Source organism: Endozoicomonas sp. 4G, assembly GCF_023822025.1.
In the GTDB taxonomy this organism is placed as follows: domain Bacteria; phylum Pseudomonadota; class Gammaproteobacteria; order Pseudomonadales; family Endozoicomonadaceae; genus Endozoicomonas_A.
Window position 1 is genome coordinate 2,713,063 of sequence record NZ_CP082909.1, and the last position, 15,600, is coordinate 2,728,662.

Consider the following 15,600-nt stretch of genomic DNA (forward strand, 5'->3'; position numbering starts at 1 on the left):
ACAATTTCAATGCAGTCCTTCAGATAACAGGAGAGAGATTGGCTATGGATGGTCAGATTGGTGGGAACATAAACAACCGCCCTGCTAAGCGTGACATGCCTGATAGTGGTGTGCCAGCCAAGAGAGCACCAGCCAAGAGAGCAAGGGTGGATTTCTCGTCAAATGAGAAGGCAAAGAAAGTAGAAGCCTGCTCTCAAGTAGTGTCCAAACTGAAGATACCGCCATCTTCAGTGACGCCCCCTGGCAAACCAAGAACAGTATCCTCAACAGACATCTCGTGCCAGAAGTCATCCCATGCTTTCGATTTCCGTTTCGTTGCCAGTGATGATGAGGTTCGGCAGCTTTTAGCGGCCCGCATCTGCGATGAGCATCAGGATGTCACGGTTATTTCCCACCCCGATGACCTCTTACAGGCCAACCTGTTAAGCCGGTTGAGTATTTCCCAAGAGGGTCGCCATACGCTGAGTTCAGGCAAGCTGTTTGAAGGCTCACAGCCATTGACCCTGGTGATCGATATCCGCAAGCTCACCGGCGAGGAGCTGCCGAAATTTAACGATCTGCTGGATCCCGATAACCCCTGTTTATACGACAAAGTCAGCCAAGAGAAACGCCCTCTGGGCGAGCATGTTTCACTGTTGGTTTTGGCAGACCCTGATCAGCTGACATCGGTTGGCCAGCGTGAAGATGCCCCCGGTGCTGATTTCTGGCGGCGCATTAATCGACCGGACAATACCTGGCAGTTTCAGGCTCAGACGGGCAATGCCCTGTCGATGGATATGGATGAGGTTCCACCATTACTGGCTGAACTCCCCCCTGCCGAAAGTGCTATGGACGACGGTAATACCGTTGTTATTGACTGCCACCTGCACAGCAACTGGCGACAGTTGCTGCTGGGCAGCCCCGGTGTCGATCAACAGGGGCGAATCCGGCACATTCCCGGCAGGCTTGAATCAGTGAGGGCAGGACAACGGGTGATTCTGAAAGGCGCCAACTGGCAGGACCTAGCCTTTGAACAGACAATTCGTCAGATGCTGGCGCAACACTGCTTTGAAAGCAACGGAAAGCTCTGTCCGTTACCCGACGAGGTTCAGTTTTATCAAATGCCGGTGGCGGAGGATGAGCTTCATTCACTGTTTCAAACCCTGTGCCGCGCCAGTGACAAAGGGCATGGTAAAGGGCAGGCACCACAAAAACCGATCATCATCAACCAGAGTAATATCAGCCAATGGCTGAACCCGATTGCCATTGCCCCGGAAGGCTATGCAGTTCCTAACACCAGTCTGCTGGAACAGGTTCGGGCGGGGGGTGTCGTCACCGTAACCTCTCCTCTCTCTGAGGCGCTCTGGTACCATTTGCTGGGTTCACTTCAGACTATACGCGAAACCACCGGTCTGAAGCCCCGACTGCAAGTCGCATACTCGCATCAGCAGCCCCAGGCCCTGGGATTGGCAGAAAACAATGAGTTCCCTTTGTCCGTCAGAGATGACTCTGCCTTTGATGTCTTCACTTATCAGCAACCAGCCCAGGCCAGTTACTGGATCAATCAGCAGCAAACACCTCTGGTTATCCAGATCAACGAACAGACCAGTCTCAATCAGCTATTTGATGATATCTATATCACCTCGGAACAAAAGGCGCATTTTGGACGAAGTCAGAGTGGCTTGCAGACAGCATTAACCACTGGCGGGCCAGTGGTATTGCAGGGACTGGAAACTAATCCAACGCTTGCACAACTTCTGGAACCTCTGGCAGTGGGTCAACCTTTGCCAGTGAATGGCCAATTACAGGCCTACCCACAAGCCCAGGTGACAATACTCTGGCCTGAATCTGGAAAAAGCGCCTCGCCAGTGTGGCGTTCGATAGTCGCCAAAGGTAACCCGTGTCCCGAGATTGATCTCTGGGATTTCAGTGGCGACAAGTATGATATCCCCCGGACTGAACTGCCAGAACAGGCAGTTAATAAACTTTACCAGGCGTTTAAAACCGTACCTGCCCACCTTTGTAACCCCTTGCCTGAACTGACCGAAGGGTTGTTGAATAACCTGGTACTGGCAGCCCTGCGGGCACAACAGGTTGACCAGTCCCCCCAACTTTTACCCCGCCACTGGCGCAAGGCCATCAATAGCGTGTTTATCCATGGCACCCGACAAAATCCGTCCGTGCATGATTTTATGAAAATGGCTTGTTGGCAACTGCTGCCGGATGCTCATGAAAAGCCGGATGCCCATGAAAAGCCGGATGCTCCTCATGAAAAGCCAGATCAAACCCCTTCGGTAGACCCGGATCGTTTAACGGCCACCATCAACAGCTTCCCGCGATGGGACAGAAAGTGTGTGAAGAAGCACCTGTGGCCACTGGCCAGAGCCTTTGACCCGGCATTCTTTAATGGAAAACTACAACTGTCCTATAAAAACCCATTGCTACCGTGGAATGAAGACGAAATTCTGGACAGGCTCTGTGCCATGATCGTGGCCCACACCCCTGAAGCACAACGACAGGCAATGGCCTCTCAGCTGGGAGTCGATCCGGCGGCAACAGAGTTCTGTCAATCCTTGGCCATCAGGCCAGTCAGACAGATTAAGCGTTTGCAGGATGCATTAGCTTCTGGCTGGCAGTTAGCTTCGCCATTGGGGCAGATCCGATACGATGCCCTTCACACGCTGGCCAGCGATTGTTTTTACATCGCCAGAACAGCAAATTCTCAAACAGAAGGCATTGAACGTATAAAACATCAACTGTCTGAATCACTGGCATGGACGGGTTCCGCTAATGAGCCTTTGTCAGCACTGGCTCACGATCTTTATCACGGTGAAATAAACCAGCAGGATCGTGAAAGCCGTCGGTTATCCCGACTCCATGACCGGCTTGCAGACTCTCCCGTTATCTTCCTGCAAGGGGAAACCGGCACCGGGAAAAGCTACTTTTCCGACAAAATGGCAAAGGCTTCAGGACCGGCAGAGGTGATTTCCCTTGGCCCTTCTGACACTGAACAAACCCTGATGAAACGCTGGCAATGGAAGCAGCAGGCCGATGGTGACCGCTCTATGGAGCAGCAAGACCGGATGCTAATGAAATGGGCCAACACTTCACACGACAAAGATGGAGAATTCGTCACCCTGGTGCTGGATGAAGCCAACCTGACCCAAACCGGATTGCTGGCGTCTTTGAATGGTTTATGGGAACCGGAACCCTGCATCTATGTGGATGGTCATCCTGTCCTGGTCAGCAAAAAACATCGGGTGATTCTTACCGGTAACCCGGATCATTACGCCGGACGCCAGTTGGACCCGACCCTGAAAGAGAAACTGCCCAGGGCTTACTACCCACGGTTAGATCAGGCATTCCTCAGGGACATGGTGGTGACACCGGCTCTGGTTAATCAGTTACAACAATTACAACAACGTCAGCTGCCGGAGTCTCAACCAGGAGAGCTGCAAATAAACGACATTGCCCGCAGTGCCACCAACAGTGTGATGACACTCTGGCAACATTATCAGGAACTGTTACCCGAACATGAGTTTACCCCAAGGGATTTAACGGATATCTGCAGTTGGGTGGGTTGGTATCTGGATCGTTCGTTATCCCCCGGTAACAAGGTGACCTGCGGGCAAATGGACGGTTTGATCCAACAAAGTTTTCAGGATCTGCTGGGGCCCGAAGTCAGCGAGTTTCATCAGGATGCCCTGTCCGCACTGAATATCTGGTTTGCTGTCCGCTATGAAACGGACAACACCCTGAGAGACAAAGTGCATAACTATACCCTGCCCGCTATTCAGGAGACCTTCAGAGCAGTCACCAAAGGCAACCGGCCTGACTTTGATACCTCCGGCTCAGCCGTCTGTGAGCTGGCGCAAAGAATTGGACAGGATTTAAGCCGTGCCCAGCAGGCTTATCATCACGATACAAAACACGGCGGACGACAGGCGACACTGATTGAAGGCCCCGCCGGACGAGGTAAGGATGTCACGCTGGACCTGATGATTAAAAGTATCAGAAAGGAGGCTGAGAAACGGCAGGAATCCATGCCGGAAGTCTTTTACCTGAATGCCAGTGACTGCTCTTGGGACGAAGTGTGTAAAACAATCCAGGAGGCAAAAGCCAAAGGCGGCATCGTCGTCATTTCAGAACTGAACCTGATCCACAGCCAGCATCTGGAAGGTGAGTTAAACGATAGTCTGGCCGGTGATGCCCATCCGGGTTTTCATCTGTTTGCCACCATCAACCCACCAGAATACAGCGGGCGAAAACCTTTTTCACCGGCGCTGAAAGGGCGTTTTCGACATTTGCCCATCCGCCAGTACAACCCGACAGAGTTGCAGGCCATTGCTGAGAAAGTGTTGGCCGAGACCCCGAATGGGAAAAGCCTGGCTGAACAGCTGACCCAGCTGCATTGTGAATTGAGGGCTGACCTGGAACGGAAAAAACTGCCGTTACTGCCCACCAGCCTTGATTTACAAAATGTCGCCAGGGCAGTTATCAATGGCGAAGAAAGCCTTCATCAATGTTTCAATCAGCACTACCGGCTTTATCTGATGGCTGCCAAAACATCGGTGGAAAAACTGTCCGGTTCATCGACTCTTGCCACAGATAGAGGAGCCTTTGATCCTGGACTGTGCCATTGGTTGAACCAAACGGTATCCGGCATAGATCGTCCCTGGTCGATACGACGCAGCCATTTCGACAGTATTGATGAAAAAAACCATGAAATTCGTATTAAGGATCGTCCAGATCAGGAGGAAGCCAAAGCGGAAATCATCAAGCAAGTGGCTCAGAGCCAATGGCAGGCATCCGGTCTTGCCCTGGAGCCAGATGAGTCGGACGATATTCTCACCCAAACACTTTATCGACTCTGGCAACAACGCTGGTTTGCTCGTGAGTTTGGTTCGACGGGCGTGGATCCTGACAGCGTCTTTCCCCTGACAGAAGAAGAACAACAAACACTGGAAATACCGGCTAACCAGCCTTATTTTCAAGAAGCTGATCAGCAGATAAGCACATGGAAAGCCAATGTCGTTCATTCGTGGCCCGGGTTTTGGTATCAGATCAGTGGTCAGCAGATCCATTGGGTTGACGATTCTGAACGGGACATATCAGAAGCAGAGTGGCGTGGAGGTTCGACATTGGATCGGTGCACAAACTATGAGGCTCAGGGGCAGTTAGAATGTACCGACTATAAGGCTTTTAATACCGAGAACCCTTCGTCCAGCATGTATCGCCTCGAGGCAATGGATATTTATGTGACTGCCAAGGGGGATATCCAGGAGATCAATCTTAATGACGAACAGATTCGCAGGGGCGAAATCCTTATGCCTGACCAGTTGCCGGGGCCTGACCAGGAATTGACATTAGCCAGCAACCAAACACTGGCGACTATTTCTATAGCCTCAAAAAATGGTCAATATGAATTACCCAGCCTGACCCCTGATGACTACATCGTTGCCCTGCGCATAGATACTGGTTTGGAAGACACTGATTTAGAAGACACTGATTCAGAAGGCACTGATTTAGAAGGCACTGATTCAGAATACAATGATTCAGAATACAATGATTCAGAATACAATGATTCAGAATACAATGATTCAGAATACAATGATTCAGAATACAATGATTCAGAATACAATGATTCAGAAGACACTGGTTTAGAAGACACTGATTTAAAAGACACTGGTTTGGAATATACCCTGGTCAGGGATCAATATACCGGGCTTCACACACTATTTATTCCAGAAGCCAAACCCGACCAGAGCATTCAATTCGCTTATATCGTAGAACCCGGGGAACCGGACAAAAAGAGCCCCTCTGAAGAAGCCCGACCAGAACCATCAACACCTTATAGAAGCCGCTGTTCACAAGGTGCAAAAAAGGTACTGGGGGAACTGTTCAGCAGGATTGAAGACCAACCCTCCGAAATACAAGAGCCTTTGCAGGACATACTGGACGCCGAAGACACGACACAACGAATTCAGGCGATCACGGACTATTGCGAACAGTTTTCCGGTAAGACTCAGCCGGAGAATAGTGAAAATTTCTTTCGCTTCCTGGTAACACAGCGGCAGGGTAGCTGCCGTCATCGTGTGCCTGTTTTTGTCGCTTTTTGTCAATACTTCGGGATTCCATGTCGGGAAATAAACAGCTTTACCCACAGTTTTGCCGAGTATTCCGAAGATGGCGGGCAAACCTGGAAGTCGGTGGATTTGGGAGGGGCCGCTGTGCAGACAACAGAAATCCTGTCTGCCTTCCAGCCTACCAGGAAGGGAAGGGATTCCAGCACTGTGTTGAAGAAAACCAGGGGACTCCTGAAAGACCTCCTGCAAGATGCCGATTCAGCACAACAACAAGTTCTGGCTAAAGCCTGTGGTATGAGCCTGGAGAGGCTGAACAAAGTGCTTGATACAAATAGCGAATCGGCAGCAGAGAATCCAAGTATCTCGAGTGTCATGAGGAATCTTTGGGAGAGAAAAGATTTTACCGGTTTTTCCATGGGCATCTCAATAATGGAGTCGCTGGGGCGAGAAGCATCGGGCTATTTAAAGGAGGCATCTAAACCGATGTCCCAAGCCATCAAACACATATTGTCTAACAGTGATAACGAACAGGTCACTGAACGACTCAAGTCACTCCATTCAAAAATGATGGGTCAGGTCGGAGCAACTCCTCACCAGTGGTTGTCTTTAATGATGGATATATGGAAGCAGTTATTATTTAAGGGCGGTGACTCAAACAAACCGGCAGTGATTCAATTTTTCCGTGAAACCATGGAATTGGGTTGGCTGGACCTACCGCCAGAGGATAAGAAATATCCTAACCAGGCTATGCTGCTTCATCAGAGATTGCTGAGTCTGGGAGACATTGATGAACTCAGGGTTGAAGCCAGCTATCGCCTGAAACAGTGGTACCAGACACTTTTGTTCAGGGGAAAAAATAACCGAGAATGGCAGTCGTATTATAAAGGCTTTCGAAAGCAAAATGATGATATCCGTACCTGCATCACTCATAGTCATGGTGGGGTTTCGTCATCTCTCAATGGTAAAGTTGCCGAGACATCTTTACAGCCCTCCTGGACGGACCAACCTGATGGCGTTCCCAATATAGAACGGCTGCTGGTGCGCAATCCTGCCTTTGTGCAGTTAACCGCAAGCAAGGCGAACCACCGTCCGGTGATTCTCCTGAGGTACCCTAACGTTGCCCCTAGTCAGACAAGTCTTGACGATAAAACCGAAGTCCTGTTTCAACAAATAGCTGAGAATAGTCCGGAAATGAACCAGTTATTAGAAAAAATTAACCAATATTCGGCAATCAAAAAACAAGAACGGTTCCAAACTGAGCAAATAATCTTTAAGGCCTTCGACCAGCTGTATGCATTCGATGCATCCGGTGCCTCCTCAAATCAAACAGAAGTGCTGCTGCAATTAAAGGAACAAACTAAGAGGTTCCAAGCCGAAAGCCAATCCGCCAAGAAGTCTATTGAGATGTCAGATGAGGAGCAAACACGTTTGGATGATTTAAGAAACAAATGCGAGCGAGCGATTCTACTGGCCTTCAGTCATTATCTGTATGAATTGACACACTCGCAAGGCGGTGGCTTAACCTATTGTTGGGCTGATGCAAAATCCTGGCAAACCAACTATTTTGGCAATTATGGCGCTCATGATCCCTCTTCGCCAGAAGAGCTGTGTGCCCTGTTGTCTGGTATGACAGGTAGCTCTAATTTATTTGAGGAATCTGTTAGCAATGCAGACTTACGACAGGCACTCGGCGCCAGTAATGCCCTGATACTCACATCCGATGATATAACAGAAATTTTCGAAGAGTTTTTGGGTAGCGTGAATTTGAATTCGATGTCTGAGTCGTTGGGTGCCTAGAACTTTGTTGGGTGTCTAGAACTTTCCTCCTTTCTGAAGGTCATACCATTAAACAATTTCAATGCAGTCCTTCAGATAACAGGAGAGAGATTGACTATGGATGGTAAGGTTGGTGGAAACATAAACGAACCCCTTGTTAAGCGTGACATGCCTGACAGTGATGGTGTGCCAGCCAAGAGTGCACCAGCTAAGAGAGCAAGGCTGGATTTATCACTAAATAGGGATTCAAAGAAAATAAAAGCCTGCTCTCAAGCAGTGTCCAGGCTGAGGATATCGCCACCTTCAGTGACACCCCCTGGCAAACCAAGAACAGTATCCTCAACAGACACCTCGTGCCAAAAGTCATCTCATGCTTTCGATTTCCGTTTTGTCGCCAGTGATGATGAGGTTCGACAGCTTTTAGCGGCCCGCACCTGCGATGAGCATCAGGATGTCACGGTTATTTCCCACCCCGATGACCTCTCACAGGCCAACCTGTTAAGCCGGTTGAGTATTTCCCAAGAGGGTCGCCATACGCTCAGTTCAGGCAAGCTGTTTGAAGGCTCACAGCCATTGACCATGGTGATCGATATCCGCAAGCTCACCGGCGAGGAGCTGCCGAAATTTAACGATCTGCTGGATCCCGATAACCCCTGTTTATACGACAAAGTCAGCCAAGAGAAACGCCCTCTGGGCGAGCATGTTTCACTGTTGGTTTTGGCAGCCCCTGATCAGCTGACATCGGTTGGCCAGCGTGAAGATGCCCCCGGTGCTGATTTCTGGCGGCGCATTAATCGACCGGACAATACCTGGCAGTTTGACGCACAGACCCACAACGCCCCGTCGATGGATACGGATGAGGTTCCACCATTACTGGCTGAACTCCCCCCTGCCGAAAGTGCTATGGACGACGGTAATACCCTTGTTATTGACTGCCACCTGCACAGCAACTGGCGACAATTGCTGCTGGGCAGCCCCGGTGTCGATCAACAGGGGCGAATCCGGCACATTCCCGGCAGGCTTGAATTAGTGAGGGCCGGACAACGGGTGATTCTGAAAGGCGCCGACTGGCAGGACCTGGCCTTTGAACAGACGATTCGCCAGATGCTGGCGCAACACTGCTTTGAAAGCAACGGAAAGCTCTGTCCGTTACCCGACGATGTTCAGTTTTATCAAATGCCGGTGGCGGAGGATGAGCTTCATTCACTGTTTCAAACCCTGTGCCGCGCCAGTGACAAAGGGCCTGATAAAGGGCAAAACCCGATCATCATCAACGAGAGTAATATCAGCCAATGGCTGAACCCGATTGCCATTGCCCCGGAAGGCTATGCAGTTCCTAACACCAGTCTGCTGGAACAAATTCAGGCGGGGGGTGTCGTCACCGTAACCTCTCCCCTCTCTGAGGCGCTCTGGTTTCATTTGCTGGGTTCACTGCAAATTATTCGCGAAACCACCGGTCTGGAGCCCCGACTGCAAGTGGCTTGTTCGCAACAACAGCCCCAAGTCCTGAGATTGGCAGAAAACGATGAACTTCCTTTGTCGGTCAGAAATGACTCTGCCTTTCATGTCTTCACTTATCAGCAACCAGCCCAGGCCAGTTACTGGATCAATCAGCATCAAGCACCTCTGGTTATCCAGATCAACGAACAGACCAGTCTCAATCAGCTATTTGATAATATCTATATCACCTCGGAACAAAAGGCGCATTTTGGACGAAGTCAGAGCAGGTTGCAGACAGCATTAACCGCTGGCGAGCCCGTGGTATTGCAGGGACTGGAAACCAATCCAACGCTTGCACAACTTCTGGAACCTCTGGCGGTGGGTCAACCTTTGCCAGTGAATGGTCAATTACAGGCCTACCCACAAGCCCAGGTGACAATACTCTGGCCTGAATCCGGAAAAAGCACCTCGCCAGTGTGGCGTTCGATAGTCGCCAAAGGTAACCCGTGTCCCGAGATTGATCTCTGGGATATCAGTGGCGACAAGCATGATATCCCCCGGACTGAACTGCCAGAACAGGCAGTTAATAAACTTTACCAGGCGTTTAAAACCGTACCTACCCACCTTTGTAACCCCTTGCCTGAACTGACCGAAGGGTTGTTGAATAACCTGGTACTGACTGCCCTGCGGGCACAGCAGGTTGACCAGTCCCCGCAACTTTTACCCCGCCACTGGCGCAAGGCCATCAATAGCGTGTTTATCCATGGCACCCGACAAAATCCGTCGGTGCATGATTTTATGAAAATGGCTTGTTGGCAGTTACTGCCGGATGCTTATGAAAAGCCAGATCAACCCCCTTCGGTAGACCAGGATCGTTTAACGGCCACCATCAACAGCTTCCCGCGATGGGACAGAAAGTGTGTGAAGAAGCACCTGTGGCCACTGGCCAGAGCCTTTGACCCGGCGTTCTTTAACGGAAAACTACAACTGTCCTATAAAAACCCATTGCTACCGTGGAATGAAGACGAAATTCTGGACAGGCTCTGTGCCATGATCGTGGCCCACAGCCCTGAAGCACAACGACAGGCAATGGCCTCTCAGCTGGGAGTCGATCCGGCGGCAACAGAGTTCTGTCAATCCTTAGCCATCAGGCCAGTCAGGCAGGTTAAGCGTTTGCAGGATGCATTAGCTTCTGGCTGGCAGTTAGCTTCGCCATTGGGGCAGATCCGATACGATGCCCTTCACACGCTGGCCAGCGATTGTTTTTACATCGCCAGAACAGCGAATTCTCAAACAGAAGGCATTGAACGTATAAAACATCGACTGTCTGAATCACTGGTATGGACGGGTTCCGCTGATGAGCCTTTGTCAGCACTGGCTCACGATCTTTATCACGGTGAAATAAGCCAGCAGGATCGTGAAAGCCGTCGGTTATCCCGACTCCATGACCGGCTTGCAGACTCTCCCGTTATCTTCCTGCAAGGGGAAACCGGCACCGGGAAGAGTTACTTCTCTGCCAAAATGGCAAGGGCTTCAGGATTGGCTGCGGTCATTTCACTCGGACCTTCTGACAGCGAACAAACCCTGATGAAACGCTGGCAATGGAAGCAGCAGGCCGATGGTGACCGCTCTATGGAGCAGCAAGACCGAATGCTGATGAAATGGGCCAACACTTCACACGACAAAGATGGAGAATTCGTCACACTGGTGCTGGATGAAGCCAACCTGGCTCAAACCGGCTTGCTGGCGTCTTTGAATGGTTTATGGGAACCGGAACCCTGCATCTATGTGGATGGCCATCCTGTCCCGATCAGCAAAAAACATCGGGTGATTCTTACCGGTAACCCGGATCATTACGCCGGACGCCAGCTGGATCCCACCCTGAAAGAGAAACTGCCCAGGGCTTACTACCCACGGTTAGATCAGGCATTCCTCAGGGACATGGTTGTGACACCGGCTCTGGTCAATCAGTTACAACAATTACAACAACGTCAGCTGCCGGAGTCTCAACTAGGAGAGCCGCAAATAAACGACATTGCCCGCAGTGCCACCAACAGTGTGATGACACTCTGGCAACATTATCAGGAACTGTTACCCGAACATGAGTTTACCCCAAGGGATTTAACGGATATCTGCAGTTGGGTGGGTTGGTACCTGGATCGTTCGTTATCCCCCGGTGACAAGGTGACCTGCGGGCAAATGGACGGTTTGATCCAACAAAGTTTTCAGGATCTGCTGGGACCCGAAGTCAGCGAGTTTCATCAGGATGCCCTGTCCGCACTGAATATCTGGTTTGCTGTCCGTTATGAGCCAGACAACACCCTGAGAGACAAAGTGCATAACCATGCCCTGCCCGCTATTCAGGAGACCTTCAGAGCAGTCACCAAAGGCAACCGGCCTGACTTTGATACCTCCGGCTCAGCCGTCTGTGAGCTGGCGCAAAGGATTGGGCAGGATTTAAGCCGTGCCCAGCAGGCTTATCATCACGATACAAAACACGGCGGACGACAGGCGACACTGATTGAAGGCCCCGCCGGACGAGGTAAGGATGTCACGCTGGACCTGATGATTAAAAGTATCAGACAGGAGGCTGATGAACGGCAGGAATCCATGCCGAAAGTCTTTTACCTGAATGCCTGTGATTGCTCCTGGGACGAAGTGTGTAAAACAATCCAGAAGGCAAAAACCAAAGGCGGCATCGTCGTCATTTCAGAACTGAACCTGATCAACAGCCAGCATCTGGAAGGTGAGTTAAACAATAGTCTGGCCGGTGATGCCCATCCGGGTTTTCACCTGTTTGCCACCATCAACCCACCGGAATACAGCGGGCGAAAACCCTTGTCACCAGCACTGAAAGGGCGTTTTCGACATTTGCCCATCCGCCAGTACAACCCGACAGAGTTGCAGGCCATTGCTGAAAAAGTGTTGGCCAAGACCCCGAATGGGAAAAGCCTGGCTGAACAGCTGACCCGGCTGCATTGTGAATTGAGGGCTGACCTGGAACGGAAAAAACTGCCGTTACTGCCCACCAGCCTTGATTTACAAAATGTCGCCAGGGCGGTTATCAATGGCGAAGAAAGCCTTCATCAATGTTTCAATCAGCACTATCGGCTCTATCTGATGGCCGCCGAAACATCACTGGAGAAACTGCTCGATTCATCGACTCCTGCCATAAATAGAGGAGCCTTTGATCCTGAACTGTGCCATTGGTTGAACCAAACAGTATCCGGCATGGATCGTCCCTGGTCGATACGACGCAGCCATTTCGACAGTATTGATGAAAAAAACCATGAAATTCGTGTTAAGGATCGTCCGGATCAGGAGGAAGCCAAGGCGGAAATCATCAAAAGAGTAGCTCAGAGCCAATGGCAGGCATCCGGTCTTGCCCTGGAGCCAGATAAGTCGAACCATATTCTCACCCAAACACTATACCGACGCTGGCAACAACGCTGGTTTACTCAAGTGTTTGGCCGTCCGGAAGTGGAAGCTAATAGTGTATTTCCCCTGACGAAAGAACAGGAACAAACGCTGAGAATGTCGGCTTACCAGCCTTATCTTAAGGAGGCTGATAAGCAGATACAGGCGTGGAACGCCCATGACGTTCAACGCGGGCAAGCGTTTTGGCATCAGATCAGTAGTCAGCTGCCCCATAAGGCTGGCGATTCTGGACAATACAGCCCTCAAGCACAATGGCGTGGAGGTTCGATATTAGATCGGTGCATAAACTATAAAGATCAGAAGCGACATTGTTTCGACTATAAGATTTTTAATACCGAGAAACCTCCGTCCTTGATGTATCGCCGCAGGGCAATGGATACTTATGTGACTGCTGAGGGCGATATCTGGGAGATCAATCTTGATTATGAACAGATTCGCAACGGCAAAGTCCTTACGCCTGACCGGTTGCCGGGGCCTGACCAGGAGTTGACATTAGCCAGCAACCAAACACTGGCGAACCTTTCTATATCATCAAAAAATGGTCGATATGAATTACCCAGCCTGACCCCTGATGACTACATTGTTGCCCTGCGCATAGAGACTGGTTTAGAAGAGACTGGTTTAGAAGAGACTGGTTTAGAAGACACTGGTTTAGAAGACACTGGTTTAGAAGACACTGGTTTACAATATACCCTGGTCAGGGATCAAGATACCGGACTTCACACACTGCTTATTCCGGGGGCCAAAGCCGACCTGGGCATTCAAGTCACTTATATCGTAGAACCGGGGGGACCGGACAAAAAGACGCCCTCTGAAGCCCGACCCCAACCATCCACACGTTTTGGAAGCCGCTGTTCAGAAGGCACAAAAAATGTACTGGAGAAACTGCTCAGAACGATTGAAGAGCAACCCTCCGAAATACAGGAACCTTTGCAGGCCATACTGGACGCCGAAGACACGACGCAACGAATTCAGGCAATCAAGGACTATTGCGAAGCGTTTTCTGATGGGACTGAACCGGAGGATGGTGAAAATCTCTTTCACTTCCTGGTCACACAGCGGCAGGGTGGCTGCCGTCATCGTGTGCCTGTTTTTGTCGCTTTTTGTCAATATTTCGGGATTCCATCTCGGAAAATGTATAGCTTTACCCACAGTTTTGCCGAGTATTCCAAAGATGGCGGCCAAACCTGGGAATCGGTGGATTTGGGAGGGCTCGATGCGCAGACAACAGAGGTCCTGTCTACCTTCCAGCCCATCAAGAAGAAAAGGGAGTCCAGCACTGTGTTGAAGAAAACCAGTGGTATCTTGAAAGACCTCCTGCAAAGTGCTGATTCGGCACAGCAACAAGCTCTGGCTGAAGCCTGTGGTATGAGTCTGGTGAGGCTGAAGAACGTGCTTGATACCAACAGCGCATCGGCAACAGAGAATCTAAGTATCTCGAGTGTCATGAGAAATCTTTGGAAGAGAAAAGATTTTATCGGTTTTTCCATGGGCATCTCAATAATGGAGTCGCTGGGGCAAGAATCACCGAGCTATCTCAAGGAGGCATCTGAACCGATCTCCCAAGCCATCAAACATATATTGTCTGACAGTGATGAAGCACAGGTCATTGAACGACTCAAGTCACTCCATTCAAAAATGATGGGTCAGGTCGGAGCAAGCCCTCAGCAGTGGTTGTCTTTGGTGATGGAAATATTGAAGCAAATATTATTTATGGACGATGGCTCAACCAATCCTGCGGTGATTCAATTTGTCCGTGAAGCCATGGAATTGGGTTGGCTGGATCCACTGCCAGGGGATAAAAAATATTCTCAACAGGCCATGCCGATTCTTATGATATTGCTGCGTCTAGAAGGCATTGATGAACTCAGGATTGAGGCCACCCATCGCCTGAAACAGTGGTACCAGACACTGTTGTCCAGAGAAAACAGTAATCAGGCATGGCAGTCGTTTTATAAACGCTTTCGAAAGTGGAATGATGATATCCATACCTGTATCACTCATGGTCATGGTGGGGTTTCGTCATCCCTTAAAATTAAAATTGCCGAAACATCTTTACAGTCCTCCTGGACGGACCAACCTGAGGGCGTTCCGAATATAGAACGGCTGCTGGTGCGCGATCCTGCCTTTGAGCAGTTTGTGGCGGGCAAGGCGAATCACCGTCCAGTGATTCCCTTAGGGATCCCTGACTGGAGTAAGACAAGTCTTGACGAAAAAACCGAAGCCCTGTTTCAACAAACCGTTGAGAATAGTCCGGAATTGAAGCAGTTATTGGAAAAAATCAACCAATATTCGGCAATCAAAAAACAACAAGAGCTCCAACGTGAGCAAATACGCTGTTTGAACATGGAACGGATGTTGTTAATTTTGACAAACGGTGATTCTTCGGCGCAAGACGAAGCGCTGCCTCGAATGATGGAACAAATGGACAGGCTCAACGCCGAAAGCCAATCCGCTATGACGGCTATTGAGATGTCACAGAAAGAGCAAACACTTGTGGATGATTTAAAAAACAAATGCCAACGAGCGATTCAACTGGCCTTCGGTCATTATCTGTATGAATTGACACATTCGAAAGGCGGTGGCTTAACCTATTGTTGGGGCGATGCACTCTTCTGGGGAAAGAACGAATCAGGCAACTATGGCGTTCATGATCCCTCCTCACCAGAAGAGCTGTATGGCCTGTTGACTACGACAAATAGCTCTCATTTCTTTCAGGACTCTGTTAGAAATGCAGACTTACGACAGGTACTCGGCGTCGGTAATGCCCTGATACTCACATCCGGGGAGATAACAGAAATTTTCGAAGAGTTTTTGGGCAGCGTGAATTTGAATTCGATTTGTGAGTCGTTGGGTGTGTAGTGCAACATTTCAATAAAAT

General features: G+C 50.0%; 2 protein-coding genes. Both read left to right on the plus strand.

All coding sequences use genetic code 11. From position 1 onward, the window contains the following. Window positions 1-44: 44 nt before the first annotated feature. Window positions 45-7,862 (plus strand): AAA family ATPase, encoded by a 7,818-nt coding sequence (locus K7B67_RS10690; protein WP_252180318.1) that lies wholly within the window; start codon window positions 45-47, stop codon window positions 7,860-7,862. 96 nt (window positions 7,863-7,958) lie between these two features. After that, window positions 7,959-15,581: an AAA family ATPase gene (locus K7B67_RS10695; protein WP_252180319.1), complete on the plus strand. Its 7,623-nt coding sequence runs from the start codon at window positions 7,959-7,961 to the stop codon at window positions 15,579-15,581. Window positions 15,582-15,600 lie beyond the last annotated feature (19 nt).